The organism is Xanthomonas sp. NCPPB 1068 (genome assembly GCF_041479385.2).
GTDB lineage: Bacteria > Pseudomonadota > Gammaproteobacteria > Xanthomonadales > Xanthomonadaceae > Xanthomonas > Xanthomonas cannabis.
The window spans coordinates 777,217-791,722 of record NZ_CM192986.1 but is presented as its reverse complement, the minus strand read 5'-3'; the positions used below and the strand labels follow the sequence as shown (position 1 = coordinate 791,722).

Annotated in this window: 11 protein-coding genes; 4 read left to right on the top strand and 7 right to left on the bottom strand. The window is 66.8% G+C overall.

Annotation, left to right across the window (positions count from 1 at the left end; all coding sequences use genetic code 11):
• Positions 1-3 precede the first annotated feature (3 nt).
• From ACCQ12_RS03360 to ubiE, 7 genes are all read right to left on the bottom strand, one after another.
• Positions 4-1,779 (bottom strand): quinoprotein dehydrogenase-associated putative ABC transporter substrate-binding protein, encoded by a 1,776-nt coding sequence (locus ACCQ12_RS03360; protein WP_372382940.1) that lies wholly within the window; start codon positions 1,777-1,779, stop codon positions 4-6.
• Positions 1,776-3,797 carry a methanol/ethanol family PQQ-dependent dehydrogenase gene (locus ACCQ12_RS03355; RefSeq protein WP_338121404.1) on the bottom strand — a complete coding sequence of 674 codons (2,022 nt, stop codon included), beginning with the start codon at positions 3,795-3,797 and terminating at the stop codon, positions 1,776-1,778. Before ACCQ12_RS03355 ends, ACCQ12_RS03360 begins: the two co-directional genes overlap by 4 nt.
• Positions 3,798-4,864: 1,067 nt before the next feature.
• Positions 4,865-5,494 carry an HAD family hydrolase gene (locus tag ACCQ12_RS03350; RefSeq protein WP_372382939.1) on the bottom strand — a complete coding sequence of 210 codons (630 nt, stop codon included), beginning with the start codon at positions 5,492-5,494 and terminating at the stop codon, positions 4,865-4,867.
• 3 nt (positions 5,495-5,497) lie between these two features.
• Positions 5,498-6,217, bottom strand: coding sequence for a hypothetical protein (locus ACCQ12_RS03345; RefSeq protein WP_372382938.1), 720 nt, complete (start codon positions 6,215-6,217; stop codon positions 5,498-5,500).
• A 436-nt stretch (positions 6,218-6,653) separates the two neighbouring features.
• Positions 6,654-8,603, bottom strand: coding sequence for a M1 family metallopeptidase (locus ACCQ12_RS03340; protein ID WP_372383541.1), 1,950 nt, complete (start codon positions 8,601-8,603; stop codon positions 6,654-6,656).
• Between the two features lie 128 nt (positions 8,604-8,731).
• The gene (locus tag ACCQ12_RS03335; protein WP_047697202.1) at positions 8,732-9,622 is read right to left on the bottom strand and encodes a GGDEF domain-containing protein; all 891 of its coding nucleotides are present in this window, start codon (positions 9,620-9,622) and stop codon (positions 8,732-8,734) included.
• A 192-nt stretch (positions 9,623-9,814) separates the two neighbouring features.
• Positions 9,815-10,576 carry a bifunctional demethylmenaquinone methyltransferase/2-methoxy-6-polyprenyl-1,4-benzoquinol methylase UbiE gene (gene ubiE / locus ACCQ12_RS03330; RefSeq protein ID WP_372382937.1) on the bottom strand — a complete coding sequence of 254 codons (762 nt, stop codon included), beginning with the start codon at positions 10,574-10,576 and terminating at the stop codon, positions 9,815-9,817.
• 86 nt (positions 10,577-10,662) lie between these two features.
• On the opposite strand from ubiE, the gene ACCQ12_RS03325 reads away from it, so the two are divergent.
• From ACCQ12_RS03325 to ACCQ12_RS03310, 4 genes are all read left to right on the top strand, one after another.
• On the top strand, positions 10,663-12,312 hold the full coding sequence (locus tag ACCQ12_RS03325; protein WP_372382936.1) for an MFS transporter: 1,650 nt from the start codon (positions 10,663-10,665) through the stop codon (positions 12,310-12,312).
• On the top strand, positions 12,309-13,397 hold the full coding sequence (locus ACCQ12_RS03320; protein WP_372382935.1) for an HlyD family secretion protein: 1,089 nt from the start codon (positions 12,309-12,311) through the stop codon (positions 13,395-13,397). Before ACCQ12_RS03325 ends, ACCQ12_RS03320 begins: the two co-directional genes overlap by 4 nt.
• Positions 13,398-13,544: 147 nt before the next feature.
• Complete coding sequence (locus ACCQ12_RS03315; protein WP_166749594.1) at positions 13,545-14,045, top strand: GNAT family N-acetyltransferase; 501 nt, start codon at positions 13,545-13,547, stop codon at positions 14,043-14,045.
• Complete coding sequence (locus ACCQ12_RS03310) at positions 14,042-14,497, top strand: nucleoside deaminase (RefSeq protein ID WP_003482760.1); 456 nt, start codon at positions 14,042-14,044, stop codon at positions 14,495-14,497. Before ACCQ12_RS03315 ends, ACCQ12_RS03310 begins: the two co-directional genes overlap by 4 nt.
• Positions 14,498-14,506 lie beyond the last annotated feature (9 nt).

Genomic DNA, 14,506 nt, shown 5'->3' with positions numbered 1-14,506 from the left:
CAGTCATCTGCGCACTGGGCGCCTGGCTTCGGTCAACAGCGTGGCCAATGCGGTGTCGCCACGTGCCTGCGCCAGTGCCACGGCCGTCTTGCCGTCGCGATTGCGTGCGGCCGGGTCTGCGCCGGCGGCCAGCAGACGCGTGGCAACGTCATGGCGTCCGGCCGCGGCGGCCAGCATCAGGGCGGTAACGCCTGCGTCGTTGGCATGCCGCACATCGGCACCGCGTGCCAGCAGGGCATCGAGAATGGCCGGGTCATCGCGCGCCACGGCGAACATCAGCGGGGTGAATCCGCTGGCATTGGCGCGCTGCACGTTTGCCCCGGCTGCCAGCAACGCCTGCACCACGCCGACATCCGCATACGACACCGCCAGATCCAGCGCACTCCAGCCATCGCCGGAGACGGTGTCGACACGCGCGCGCTTGCCCAACAGCCGGGTGACGCTGTCGGCATCGTTGGCCCAGGCGGCCTTCATCAGCGCGGTCCAGCCACTGGCATCGCGCGTCTCCAGCTGCGCACCGGAGTCCAGCAACAGGCCCACCAGATCCGGTTCCTGGTTGCGGATGGCCTGGTGCAGCGGCGGCTCACCGAGCAGGTTGGGGGTGTTGGCGTCGGCACCATGCCGCAGCAACCACGCTGCACGCACGGCATCGCCGCCGTCCAGCGCATGCGCCAGTTCCTGGTTCGGGTCGGCACCGCCTGCGATGCGCAGCTGCAGTTGCGCCAGGTCCTGCGAGGACGCGGCAGGACTCGGTGCAGGCGATGCGGGGGCCGGCGTGGCGTATGGCCCGTGCGAGGGCAGCGTGCCGGTGACCACGCAGTCGTCGCAGCGAACTAGTGGCACGTGATAGCTGCGCAGGATGTCGGCGATCTTGGCGGCGTTGTCCTGCAGCGCGGTGTTCAACGCGTCGCGCAAGGCCGCATTCTTGCGCGACACCGCCCAGGCCATCGAGTATTCCAGCACCGCATCGTCGATGGTGTTCAACGGCACCACGCCCAGCCCGCTGCGCGCCGCGTAATAGCCGGCCACCGGGCCCCAGGATTCGGCCGCATCCAATGCATTGGCAGCCACCCGCTCGACCAGCTTGCCGGGGTGTTCTTCCGGTGCAGTGGCCGAGTCGTAGAACAGGTACTGCACCTCACCGCTGACGCCGTGTTCGTACAGCGCCTGGCGCGCCGGCGAACTCTGGAACACGCCGAGCCGCAGCTTCTTCAGTGCGGGGTCGTCCAGCGAGGTCGGTACCAGGTTCAGGCCTTTGCGCGTCACCAGCACATAGGCCGAGCGATACACCGGGCGTGTGGTCAGCCCCTGCTCGAAATCGCTGTTGAGGTCCATCAACAGATCGCAGCGACCCGCGTTGATCGTGCTGCGGGCCAGCCCGCGCTGGTAATAGGTGCGCCACTCGTATTCCAGGCGCCGGCCCATGGCAGCGGCCACCACCTGCGCAATCTTGTTCTGGAAGCCTTCGCCGGCCTGGTTGGACAACGGCATGTTGCCCGGGTCTGCACACACCCGCAGCACCGTTGGATCGGGCGTGGGCGGCGGCGCAGACACCGACGCTGCGGTGGATGCCGGTGGCGCGGTGGGTGCCGGCGCCGCGGCCGGCACCGCACCGGAATCAGAAACGCGAGCCGTCGGTGAAGACGGCTCGCGTGTGCAACCTACGGCGACGAGTCCGAGGCTGCAAACCAGCAGCACCGTGTGCAGGTGCGCGGTCATGCCGCGCACGCCGGCAGGCATCTGCCGACATGCGCGTCCAACGCCGTGCGTGGAGCTCATCGTGCCGTCTTCGCTGCTGCGTTGGCGGTACCGCCGCCCCCGGCCGCTGCGGTGGCCGTCGCGGTGGTCGACACGGTCTTGCCGGCGCCATCCAGGCGGAAGGTATGCACCATGCCGCCAAGCGGAATCTTGTCGAAGCCCGCCCCGAACGCCAGCCCGGCCGCACCCAGTGCGCCATATGGGTCACTCGGATCCAACCCCGCCGCGACAGGCAGGCCGATCCAGCCACCGATGCCGGAGAACACCGCCACATACTGGTGGCCGTTGGCCTTGTAGGCGATCGGGTTGCCGATGATGCCGGACGGCAGCTTCATCTCCCACAGCTTCTTGCCGGTGTCCTTGTCCACCGCGCGGAACCAGCCATCCAGCGTGCCGTAGAACACCAGCCCGCCATCGGTGACCAGGGTGCCGCTCCACACCGGGAACTTCTCCTTGATCTCCCACTTGGACTTGCCCTCCACCACGTCGAACGCCTTGACGATGCCCAGCGCACCCGGCTCGTTCGGTTTCATCATCACGTTGGCGAACACGTAGGGCAGGCCCATCATGGTATTGCCGCGCTCCTGCGGCTCCAGCTCCATGTGCCAGTTGTTGGTGCCGCAGAAAAACACCGCCGCGTTGGCCGGGTCCACCGAGCACGGTTGCTGGTCCTTGCCACCCATCGCGGAGGGGAACGCCTGCACTTTCTTGCCGCGTTCCAACGGCGAATGCGCCGCCACCTTGACCGGGCGGCCGGTCTTCATGTCGATGCGTTCGGCCCAGTTGGCCGGCACGAATTTATGCGCGCGCAACAACGTGCCGTCGCGACGATCGAGCACATAGGCAAACCCGTTGCGATCGAACTGCACCACCGACGGAACCTGCTTGCCGTCGATGGTGAGGTCCACCAGGATCGGCTCGTTGATGCCGTCGTAATCCCACTGGTCGAACGGGGTCTTCTGATAGCCCCACACCGCTTCGCCGGTATCGATCTTGCGGGCGAACAGGGTCATCGACCATTTGTTGTCATGCTCGCCGTTGTTGCATTCCTCGTGCGTGGTCTTGCCGCAGCGGTACGACGGGCTCCACAGGCCGGGATTGCCGGTGCCGTAGTACACCAGCTTCAACTTCGGGTCGTAGCTGTACCAGCCCCAGGCCGCGCCACCACCGCGCTTCCACTCGTCGTTGGGAAAGGTCTTCACCCCGAGATCGCCGAGCTGGCCATGCTGCGGATTGGCCTTGTTGAAATCCGGGCCCAGGCAGATGGCCTTGTCGGTGCCGGCCGCATCGCAGGACCAGGCCTGCTTGCCGTCGGACAGGTTGTAGGCGGCCACGCGCCCGAGCACGCCGAACTCGTTGCCGCTGATGCCGGCGACCACTTTGCCATCGGCGATGATCGGCGCCATGGTGATGGTTTCGCCCTTGTCCGGGTGGGCGAGTTTCTGCTTCCACACTTCCTTGCCGGTCTTGGCATCGAGCGCAATCACATCGCCGCTGAGGCTGCCGAACACCAGCTTGCCATCGGCATACGAGGCTCCGCGGTTGACCGTGTCGCAGCACGCCACCGCCACCGAGCGTTCGTCCTGTTGCGGGGTGTACTTCCACAGCACCTTGCCGCCATCGTCCTGCGCTGCGAGGTCGATGGCAAATACATTGTTCGGGTACGCACTGACCATGTACATGATGCTGCCGATCACCAGCGGCTGGCCTTCGTGGCCGCGCGTGGCATCGGTTTTCATCTCCCAGGACATCTTCAGATTCTTGACGTTGTCGCGATTGATCTCGGCCAACGGGCTATGCCGGGTCAGCGCAAAGTCGCGCCCCACGCCGCCCCAGTTATCAGCGTTGCTGGCGTTGGCGGTGAATTCGCCATCAGTGTCGACCACGGCGGCGGCCGGCGTCGCGGCGGGTGCGGCGGCAGGTGCGGGCGGAGCGGTATCGGCAGCCGGCGTGTCTTTCTTGCAACCGGCCAACACGGTGCTCAGCGCAAGCATCAGCAGCGCCGAGCTGCCGATGCGGCGACAGGAAGATTGGTGCATATGCGTCTACCCCTCTCGGTGAAGAATCCAATCGAACGAAGAGCCACGCGCGTTTGCTGCGCAGCGACGGCGCAAACGGGTGGGTACCGGGAGACGACAGAGCACAGCGCGTGCCAGCGCACTGTTGCGTCGCAGCACCTTGCAGTGGCAGCGCGTTGCGCATGCGTGGTTGCCGCAGCACGCCAGGTGTCACGCATTTGGCACAGTTTGCGCCGGGCGTGCTGTCGCACTGGTGGAGCACTGCGTGCGGGTGGGTAAAGGTGTGGCGCTATTGCGGTGCCCAGGCACGTGCGCAGGATCGTTGGAAAGTGTTGCCTGCCTTCGCCCGCCGGGAGGCCAAGCACGATGAAGGATGAGAGCGGGCATTGGACGGTTGGAGACGGTGCACTGCTCACGACGATGCACGCATCGCGCAGCGTCGTTGCGCGATGCACTGAGGATGTGCCGACGGCGCGAGGATGTGCCGACCGCGCCTGGGCCGTACCCTCACCCCAACCCCTCTCCCGCGGGGAGAGGGGCTAGCGCCTTGCTGAGCGCTCTAGCGCCTTGCTGAGCGCTGGAGCTTGCTCTTGTTCTGCTCACCAGTAGCAACGCTACCGCTTTCAATCACCGCATCCGATGCCCCCTTCTCCCACCGGGAGAAGGTGCCCGAAGGGCGGATGAGGACCGGTATGCTGCAGGGACTCAGTGCAGTACGTTTCGACCACCGCACCCGATGCTCCCCTTCTCCCACCGGGAGAAGGTGCCCGAAGGGCGGATGAGGGCCGGTGTGCTGCAGAAACTCAATGCAGTGTGTCTCGATCACCGCACCCGATGCTCCCTTCTCCCCCCGGGAGAAGGTGCCCGAAGGGCGGATGAGGGCCGGTGTGCTGCAGAAACTCAATGCAGTGCGCGCTGTGCAGCACAGCGCTGCAACACAGTGCCGCAGATTGACCGATCGCAGCCTGCCGAACCTCTGCCGCAAGGCGCGCGGCAGTGGATTGGCGAGCTGCGTCGGCGCGACGTCGGGTCAACACAATGCGCGAGCGCCACACGATATGCCGCCGTGCCAAGTGAAGACAGCGAAACTACTGACCAGCGCGGGCCTGCCAGTGCTGTAACAGGTCAGCGCAATCGCGCAGGCGCCAATCGGCCAGGCCAGGCCAGGGATCGCCCGGGGTATTGACCAGCACGGTGCCTGCGCCGGCGGCGCGGCCACAGGCCAGGTCGTTGTGATGGTCGCCGACCATCAGCAGTGCCGCGGCGCTCACTGCCCAGCGCCGCTGGAAATAGCGCAGGCCATCGGGCGCGGGTTTGGGTGCCGCTTCGTCACGGCCGACGATGTCGTCCGGCGCAAAGGCGTCGGCCAGGCCGATCGTCTCCAACGTCACCTGCGCCAGGCTGCGTGCGTTGCGGGTCAGCAAGCCCAGCCGGCAGCCATCGGCCTGCAGCGCGCGCACCAGCGGCTGCGCACCGGGCGCAGGGCGTGCGGCCTCTGCCAGGGCACGCTCGTGCTCCAGCAACCAGGCATGCTTGGCCTGCGACTCATTGGCCGGCAATGCAGCCAGGTGATGCAGGATGTCCGCGTCGGGCGGGATCTCCAGCGCGCGTCGGATCAATGCAAAATCGTGCACCGGCTCGGTCAGCGTGCCATCCATGTCGAACACCCAATGCCGGCAGGCAGACAGCGGCAGGCGTGCGGCAATCGCGCCGTGCATGGGTTACTTCCAGCCCGGCATCTGGGTGGTGTCCAGCCCGCCCACCTCGAATTCCGCGGTCCGCGTGCCGCCGGCCTTGACCGGGAAGGCGATGCTGACGCGCTTGGCGTTGCGCACCAGCTTCCACAGCGCCTTGTCGTCGTCGATGAACATGGCGATCGCTTCATCGGTATCCGGGCGATGCGCCGCCATCGCGCGTGGCGCGCCGCCGTCGGTCGCAACCTGCACCTTGCAGCCAGCGTAGCAATTGAAGTCGCCGGCCTTGAGCACGAGATAGCTGTGGCGCTTCCACTGCGGATGATCGCGGAACACCAGGCTGACCGGCTTGGGCCCGCTGCCATCCACATCCACGCGCTCCTTGGCCTCGATCATCGCCGAGCGCTGGGTGCCGCCCTTGGCCGGCACCTGCGAGTACTGCCACAGCGCCTGCATGCGGCGCAGTTCGCGCGCCTGCTCGCCCTTGGCCTTGATGTCGGCATAGCCGGGCTCGATGCGTGTGGCGGCTGCAGTGCCGGCATAGCCTTCGAGCAAGGCGGCGCCGTGGGCGCGCGCCATGTCCCAGTTCTGCGCCTTGACCGCTTCGTCGTATTGCTTGGCAAGCGCATCGGCCTGGGTCTCCTTGGCCTGCGCCTGTGCAGTTTCCTGCGCCTTGCGTTGCGCCTCGCGGTCCGTGCAGGCAGTCAGGGCCGCGACGCACAGGGCCGCGCTCAGCAGATACTTCATCGTCGACTCCGGAATGCATGAAAAGCAGCGGCAACGATACCAGCCCGCCCGCATGACCCGCGATCAACCGCCGCACACTGTACGAGCGCACCCGGGCGCGATGGGGTTTTACCGGGAAAGCCCTGTCGCGCCCGGGTGCGTTCCTACGGCAATGATTGCGCAGCCACGATGCGGCGATGGAAGTTGCGGCCGAGCATGCACCACGCCGGGACTGCATCGTCGCTTCCGGAAGGCATGGACGGCAATGGCATCGCAACGGTACCAGCCTGCCGCATCACCCGCGATCAGCTGCCCGCGTCGTAGGAGCGCACCCGGGCGCGACGGGGCTTTCACCGGGAAAGCCCTGTCGCGCCCGGGTGCGCTCCTACGATGGTGGTTGCAGGCACGATGCGGCGATGGAAGCGGCGGAGGGCGCCGGCGACGCCCTCCGCTGCCACTACGGCTGCGTCGGCGCAGCCGCCTTGGCCTTGGCGATCATCTCGGTCACCGACGCAGTGGTGATCGGGTGGTAACCCGGCTTGGCCTTTTCGAAGGCCTGTTCGGCAAACGCGATGCCGTCCGGGGTCTTCAACAGTTCTGTATAGATCGGCAGCACCAGCTTGCGACGGCCGACGCGCTCGATGAACTCACCGGCGGCCGGGCGCGCCTCGGTATAGCCGCTGCGAATCGCCAGCGGGTACCAGCGCATGGCGATCTCGCCATTGGGCGTGCCGGTGAAGTGATACGCCTCATCCAGCTGCTTGAGCTGCTCGGGCTTCAAGGTGGCGCCCATGCCGCTGAGGAAGTGCACCCATTCCTGCGTGCCCCATTCGCCGGTGACCTGCTTGCTGGGCAGCGTGCCGCTGCCGCTCCAGGCGATGCGTGCGGTGTCCACGATCGAGAAGCTGCGCGAGCGCGCCTTTGCGGCGAAGGCCGGAATGCCCGGCTGTTTCAGCCATGCATCCACTTCCGCCGCGCTCACCGTGTTGGGATGCTTGGCCAGCAGGTTCTTCTGCAGGTAATCGACGAACTGGTCTGTGGTGGCGCTCTGGAACGCGTGATCGTCGAACCAGCCACGCAGGAACGGGTCGAACACCTCGCGGCCGAAACGCTGCTCCAGGAACTGCAGGAACCACGCGCCCTTGACGTAAGCCACCTGGCTCAAGGCCTCGTCCGGGTCGCGCTGCGCCAGCGGCGGCAACTCCAGCACCTGGTCGGCCGGCGGCATGTCTTTGACTTCCGCCAGCAGATCGCCCTGGTCGATCTCGCGCTCCATCTCGGCCATCTCCGTGCCGTACAACACTTCGGTGATGCGGCCCTGCACATAGGTGGTGAAGCCTTCGTTGAGCCAGATGTCCTTCCAGCTGGCGTTGGTCACCAGGTTGCCGGACCAGCTGTGCGCCAGTTCGTGCGCCACCAACGACACCAGCGACTTGTCGCCGACGATGACGGTCGGCGTGGCGAAGGTCAGGCGCGGATTTTCCATGCCACCGAACGGAAACGACGGCGGCAGCACCAGCATGTCGTAACGGCCCCAGCGATACGGGCCATAGAGTTTTTCGGCGGCACCGATCATCTTCTCGGTGTCTTCGAACTCCTTGGCAGCCTTGTCGGCCATCGCCGGTTCGGCCCACACGCCCGAGCGTGCGGAGATCGGCTTGAACACCACATCGCCGGCGGCAATTGCCAGCAGGTAGGACGGAATCGGCTCGGGCATCTTGAAGCTGTAATCGCCGTCGCGCACGGCCTTCGGGTCGTTGTCGGCGCTCATCAGCACCATCACGTCCGGACGCGAGGTGACATGCGCGCTATAGGTGAAGCGCACACTCGGGGTGTCCTGCAGCGGTACCCAGCTGCGCGCGTGGATCGCCTGCGACTGGCTGAACATGAAAGGCAGCTGCTTGCCTTCGGTCATGGCCGGCTCCAGCCACTGCAAGCCCGATGCGGTGGGCGCTGTGTGATAGGTGATCACGACCTTGCCCGGCTGGTTCGGCGCTTCGATGGTGAGCTTGCTGCCGAAGGTCTTGTCGGCCGGCGCCAGTGCGAATTGCAGCGGCGACAGACCGCCCTTGCCATCGTCGGCCTGCACCTGCGCAATGCTCAGCTCGCGCGTGTCCAGCACCAGCTGCTTGGCGGCCTTGTCCTTCCACTCCAGCGTGTAGGTGGCGGTACCACCGATCTGCCTGGCATCGAAATCCAGCTTCAGGTCCAGCGCCAGGTCCTTGATGACCACCAGCTGCGGCTGGGCGTAAGAACTCTCGTCGTGGGTGCGGGCGTCTGCTTTCACGGGGGCCTTGGCAGTGGCGGCCGGTGCGGCGGCGGTGGCAGCCGGCGGCGTGGACTCATTGGAACAGCCGGCCAGTGCGAGGGACACGGCCAGGGACAGCGACAGGGAAGTGAAGCGCATCGACGGCACCGCAGCGAGGGAATTGGCCATTTTAGCGCTCCAGGCCACGGCCTGCCCGTGCCGCCGGGTTCGGGTGCGCAGCCGACAGCCTGCGCTTGCTCACGCCAATGCTGCCGCGCCGCCGGCGCTCAGGTCACCGGATGGCTGCGCGGGGTGTCGTGGCCATCGCGCACCAGCCGCCGCCCGCCGGAGAACTTGGCGCGGTACATCGCCGCATCCGCGCGCCGATACAGTTCGGTGGCGTCCAGCCCCTGTTCGCAGACTGCGCTACCGGCGCTCAGATGCAGCGGCGCTTCATCGCCGTCTTCGCGTTCGAGCATCGACAGCCACTGATTGAGCTTGAGCGTGGCTTCGTCCTCGCTGGCATGCACGCCGATCAGGAATTCATCGCCGCCCCAGCGCCCGATCCAGTCCTGCGCGCCCAGCCAGCCATAGGCCGATTCCACCAGCCGCACCAGCACGCGGTCGCCGGCCAGATGCCCGAAGCGGTCGTTGATCGGCTTGAGGTTGTCCATGTCCAGCACGAACAACACGAACGGCCAGCCTTCGCGCTGCGAGGCGGCGACCGAATCGCGCATGGCCTGTTCGCAACCGCGCCGGTTCAACGCTTCGGTCAGCGGGTCGAACAGCGCATGCTTCCTGAGATCGCGCATGCCCGCGTCGATGCCACGCAGACTGCGGTTGATGCCGCGCAGCAGCCGGCCAAGTTCGTCGTCGCCATGCTCGGGCAGGCTGGGCAGACGTTGGTCGGCGTAGTAGGTGTCCAGCGCATCGGCGGCGATGCGCAGCGGGGCAAGCAGGCGATACAGCGCCGAGAGCGTCAGCGCGGTGCCTGCCAAGGTGGCCAGCAAGGCCACGATGATCACCGACCACAACGGGCGGCCTTCCAGCTCGCTCTGCGAGGCCAGCCAGGCGATCAACAACAGCAGCGGCAGGTGGATCCCGATGAAGGTCACCGCCAGCAACTTGGCGCTGAAGGAACGGGGAAACACGCGCGAGAGCCCGGCGTACAAGCGCATCCAACTCTCCGGCAAAGGGGCGCCTAGTGTCGCCGACAGTCAGTGGAGCCAACGCGACGAACGTCCCAGAAATCCGCTGGTGCGCACACCTGTGCAAGCAGCCAGGGCGCGCCAAGCGAACCCAAGCGGCGCGAGCTCATCCAGGCTGCGGCGCGCGATGCACGCGCCACCTCGGCGGCCCGGCGCGCGTGGTCAGATCTTGTAACCGGAGTGGATGGCCACGATGCCGCCGGTCAGATTCTTGTAATGGCAACGCGCGAATCCGGCCTCGCCCATCATGCCCTTGAGCGATTCCTGCGGCGGGTGCTTGCGGATGCTTTCGGCCAGGTACTGGTAGCTGTCGGCGTCGCGCGCGAACAGCTGGCCCAGCCTGGGCAGGATCTTGAACGAGTGGAAGTCGTAGATCGGCTTGAACCACTCGGCGGTGACTTCGGAAAACTCCAGCACACGTGCCTGCCCGCCCACCTTCAACACGCGGTACATCTCGCGCAGTGCGGCGTCCTTGTCGGTGACGTTGCGCAGGCCGAAGGAGATGGTCACCAGGTCGAAACTCTGGTCCGGGAACGGCAGCGCTTCGGCGTTGCATTGCACGTAGTCGAACCCGGACACCAGCCCGCGGTTGGTGAGCCGATCGCGGCCCACCGACAGCATGCCGGCATTGATGTCGCCCAGCACCACCGCGCCTTCTTCGCCCACGCGCTCCTTGAGCAGCACGGCGATGTCACCGGTGCCGCCGGCCAGGTCCAGCACGCGGTCGCCCGGCTTCACCTGCGCGGTCGCCACGAAGTAGCGTTTCCATGCGCGATGGACGCCCAGGCTCATCAGGTCGTTCATCAGGTCGTAGTTGCGCGCGACCGAGGTGAACACTTCGCCGACCAGCTTCTGCTTGTCCTTGGCAGCGACATCGCGAAAGCCGAAATGGGTGGTACCGGAGGTATAGGGGGATTCGCTCATGGGCGGATTATCGCACTGCTGACGCCACCATGACCGCAACCGGACCACAATCGCGCACTCTTCCGCCCCTGCCCTGCGAGTATTGCGTGCGTGACAAGTACGCCCAGCGCGACTGGCAGCCCCACGAAAAGCCCACCCTGCCGGGCTCGGCCTCCACCCCGCTGCACCCCACCCGGCGCCGCATCCAGTACGGCCTGGTCGGCGTGGTGGTGGCGCTGACCGGGGGCCTGAGCAATGCGCTGGTCACCGCCAACCTGCCCTACCTGCAGGGCGCGCTGGGCGCCTACGCCACCGAAATGGCCTGGCTGCCGGCCGCCTATGTGATGACCAACATGTCGGCGAACCTGTTGCTGGTGAAGTTTCGCCAGCAGTTCGGGCTGCGCCGCTTCACCGAGATCTTCCTGGCGTTGTATGCGGCCATCGCACTGGCGCATCTGTTCGTGCACAGCCTCAGCTCGGCAATCACCGTGCGTGCCGCCCACGGCCTGGTCGGCGCCGCGCTCAGCTCGTTGGGCTTGTATTACGTGATCCAGGCGTTTCCGGGCAAATACCGGCTCAAGGCCGTGGTGCTGGGGCTGGGCGTCACCCAGCTGGCGTTGCCGCTGGCGCGGGTGTTTTCCACCGACCTGCTGGAATTCGGCCAGTGGCAGGGGCTGTATCTGTTCGAGTTCGGGCTGGCGGTGTTTGCGCTGGCCTGCGTGCTGGCGCTCAAGCTGCCGCCGGGCGACCGTTACCGGGTATTCGAGCCGCTGGATTTCCTTACCTTCAGCCTGTTTGCCGCCGGTGCGGCCGGTCTGGCGGCGGTGCTGTCGCTGGGCCGGCTGTTGTGGTGGACCAGTACGCCGTGGCTGGGCGTGGTGCTGGCGGCCTCGATCGTGCTGCTGTGCCTGGCGGCGTGGATCGAACACAACCGCCGCAACCCGATGATCAACACGCGCTGGCTGGCCAGCGCGGACATGCTGCGGCTGGGGCTGGCCATCCTGCTGATCCGCCTGGTGCTGTCGGAACAGAGCACCGGCGCGATCGGCTTCTTCCAGACCCTGGGCCTGGCCAACGTGCAGCTGCAGACGCTGTTTGCGCTGATGCTGCTGGGCGCGGTGGTGGGCGTGGCCGCCAGCGCGTGGCTGATCAACCCGGCGCGGGTTGCCGAACACCTGATCATCGCGGTGGCGGCCATCTGCATCGGCTGCTTCATGGACGCCGATGCCACCAGCATCACCCGCCCCGAACAGATGTACGTCAGCCAGTTCCTGCTCGCCTTCGGCAGCACGTTCTTCATCGGCCCGGCCATGGTGGCCGGGATCGGGCGGGTCATTGCGCAACCGGGCAACCTGATCAGCTTCATCGTGCTGTTCGGCATGGCACAGAACATGGGCGGGTTGCTCGGCAGCGCCCTGCTCGGCACGGTGCAGGTGGTGCGCGAGAAATACCATTCCAGCCAGTTGGTCGAGCATCTGGTGCTGACCGACCCGCAAGTGGCCGCGCGCGTGCAGGCATACGCCAACGTCTACGGGCGCGCCATCGGCGACCCGGCGCTGCGCCAGGCGCAGGGCGTGCGTGCACTGGGCAGCGTGGCCACGCGCGAAGCCAATGTGCTGGCCTACAACGATGTGTTCCTGCTGATCGGCTGCATTGCCATCGCCACCGGGCTGTGGATCCTGTCCGTGCTGGTGTGGCGGCGTTATCTGCGCCCGTCCGTGCCGTCCCCTTCTCCTGCCTCCCCTGTGCGCCCATGAATACACCTGCCGAAGCTCCCTCTGTCGCCGATCAGCAACGCCGGCGCCGCCGGCGCATCACCGGCGCGATTGGTTTTGGCGGGCTCGCCTTGGTCGGCGTGGCGCTGGTGCTCTACGCCTGGCAGTTGCCGCCGTTCGTCAGTGCCGTGGAGCGCACCGAAAATGCCATGGTGCATGGCCAGATCACCGTCATCGCGCCGCAGGTCAGCGGCTACGTCACCAACGTGCCGGTGCAGGACTTCGCCCACGTCAAACACGGCCAGTTGCTGGCCACCATCGACGACCGCATCTACGCCCAGCAACTCGAACAGGCCAGGGCGCAAGTGCAGACCGCACAGGCCAACCTGGCCAACTGGGAGCAGCAGCGGCATAGCGCCGAGGCCACCATTGCCGAACAACGTGCGGCGCTGAGCAGCAATCAGGCGCAGCGCGACCGTACCCGCTCGGCGTATGCGCGTGCGCAACAGCTGGCCAGCCAGAAGCTGGTTTCCGAGCAGGACCGCGACACCGCCTTTGCCGCACGCGCGCAGGCCGATGCCGGCGTCACCCAGGCCCTTGCTGCCGTGCAGGCAGCCGAAGAGAACGCGCGCAGCGTCACCGTCAATCGCGCCGCGCTGGAAGCGGCCGTTGCCAATGCACAGGCCGCCCTGCAACTGGCGCAGATCAATCTGGACAATACCCGCATCGTGGCCCCGCGCGATGGCCAGCTTGGTCAGCTCGGCGTGCGCCAGGGCGCCTACGTCACCAATGGCACCCAACTGATGTCGCTGGTGCCGGACACGCTGTGGGTCGTGGCCAACTTCAAGGAAACCCAGATGGCAAAGATCCGCGTGGGCCAGCGCGCCAGCTTCACCGTGGACGCGCTGGACAACGCGCGCCTGCATGGCCGCGTGCAGGAGATCTCGCCGGCCGCCGGCTCGGAATTCAGCGTGCTGCCGGCCGATAACGCCACCGGCAACTTCGTCAAGATCGCCCAGCGCATTCCACTGCGGATCAGCGTCGACCCCGGCCAGGCGCTGGCACCGCGGCTGCGCCCGGGCATGTCGGTGGTGGTCGCGGTCGATACCGCCAGCGCGGGCGACTGAGCGCGGCTGACGGCACCGCGGTTGCACAGGCACGGCGCGTGGACGAAGTGCGCGCACTGTAGTGCAGAGCGCTTCGGTCGCCGGCGCAGCCCCCATGCGCCGCACCCGCTTGCCGCCCGCAGGCGGAGCAGCCGCTATCATGCGCCCATGCCCTCCATGCCAACGCCACCCCTGCACTGGCAGCACCTGCACTTTGCGCAGCTGAGCACCGTGCAGTTGTATGCGCTGCTGCGGCTGCGCACGGATGTCTTCGTGGTGGAACAGCAGTGCGCCTATCCCGAACTGGATGGCAAGGACACCGAGCCCGGTGTGCTGCATGTGCTGGGCAGCACGCAGGCCGGAGAGCTGGCCGCCTACCTGCGTGTGCTGCCACCGGGGCTGAGTTACCCCGAGCCCAGCATCGGCCGCGTGGTCGTCGCCGGCGCACAGCGCGGCACCGGCCTGGCCCACGCGCTGCTACGCGAAGGCATCCGGCTGGTGCACGCGCACTGGCCCCGCAGCGCGATTCAACTGGGTGCGCAGGCCCACCTGCACGCCTTCTACGCCGCCCACGGATTTGTGCCCTCATCGGCGCAGTATCTGGAAGACGGCATTCCCCATCTCGACATGCTGCGCCCTGCCGGCGCGGCCACCCTGGAGTCCGCATGATCACCACCCCCGACTACCGCGCCCTGCTCGACACCGCCATTGCCGAGGCCCGCCAGGGCCTGGCGGAAGGCGGCATCCCGATCGGTGCAGCGCTGTATCACAACGACGGGCGCCTGCTCGGCTGCGGCCATAACCGCCGCGTGCAGGAAAACGACCCGTCCGTGCATGGCGAAACCGATGCCTTCCGCAAGGCCGGCCGCCAGCGCCGCTACAAGGACACCATCATGGTCACCACCTTGGCGCCATGCTGGTACTGCAGCGGCTTGGTGCGCCAGTTCAACATCGGCACTGTGGTGGTCGGCGAGTCGGTCACCTTCCAGGGCGGCATCGCGTGGTTGCGCGAGCACGGCGTCAACGTGATCGATCTGCAGAGCCAGGAATGTATCGATCTGCTCGGTGGCTATATTTCCGCCAACCCGGATGTGTGGAACGAGGACATCGGCGAGGACTGAGCGGTTTGC

Coding starts and splice junctions, on each gene's coding strand:
- ACCQ12_RS03360 (WP_372382940.1), bottom strand. CDS start 1,779: ATGAGCTCCACGCACGGCGTTGGACGCGCATGTCGGCAGATGCCTGCC.
- ACCQ12_RS03355 (WP_338121404.1), bottom strand. CDS start 3,797: ATGCACCAATCTTCCTGTCGCCGCATCGGCAGCTCGGCGCTGCTGATG.
- ACCQ12_RS03350 (WP_372382939.1), bottom strand. CDS start 5,494: ATGCACGGCGCGATTGCCGCACGCCTGCCGCTGTCTGCCTGCCGGCAT.
- ACCQ12_RS03345 (WP_372382938.1), bottom strand. CDS start 6,217: ATGAAGTATCTGCTGAGCGCGGCCCTGTGCGTCGCGGCCCTGACTGCC.
- ACCQ12_RS03340 (WP_372383541.1), bottom strand. CDS start 8,603: ATGCGCTTCACTTCCCTGTCGCTGTCCCTGGCCGTGTCCCTCGCACTG.
- ACCQ12_RS03335 (WP_047697202.1), bottom strand. CDS start 9,622: ATGCGCTTGTACGCCGGGCTCTCGCGCGTGTTTCCCCGTTCCTTCAGC.
- ubiE (WP_372382937.1), bottom strand. CDS start 10,576: ATGAGCGAATCCCCCTATACCTCCGGTACCACCCATTTCGGCTTTCGC.
- ACCQ12_RS03320 (WP_372382935.1), top strand. CDS start 12,309: ATGAATACACCTGCCGAAGCTCCCTCTGTCGCCGATCAGCAACGCCGG.
- ACCQ12_RS03315 (WP_166749594.1), top strand. CDS start 13,545: ATGCCCTCCATGCCAACGCCACCCCTGCACTGGCAGCACCTGCACTTT.
- ACCQ12_RS03310 (WP_003482760.1), top strand. CDS start 14,042: ATGATCACCACCCCCGACTACCGCGCCCTGCTCGACACCGCCATTGCC.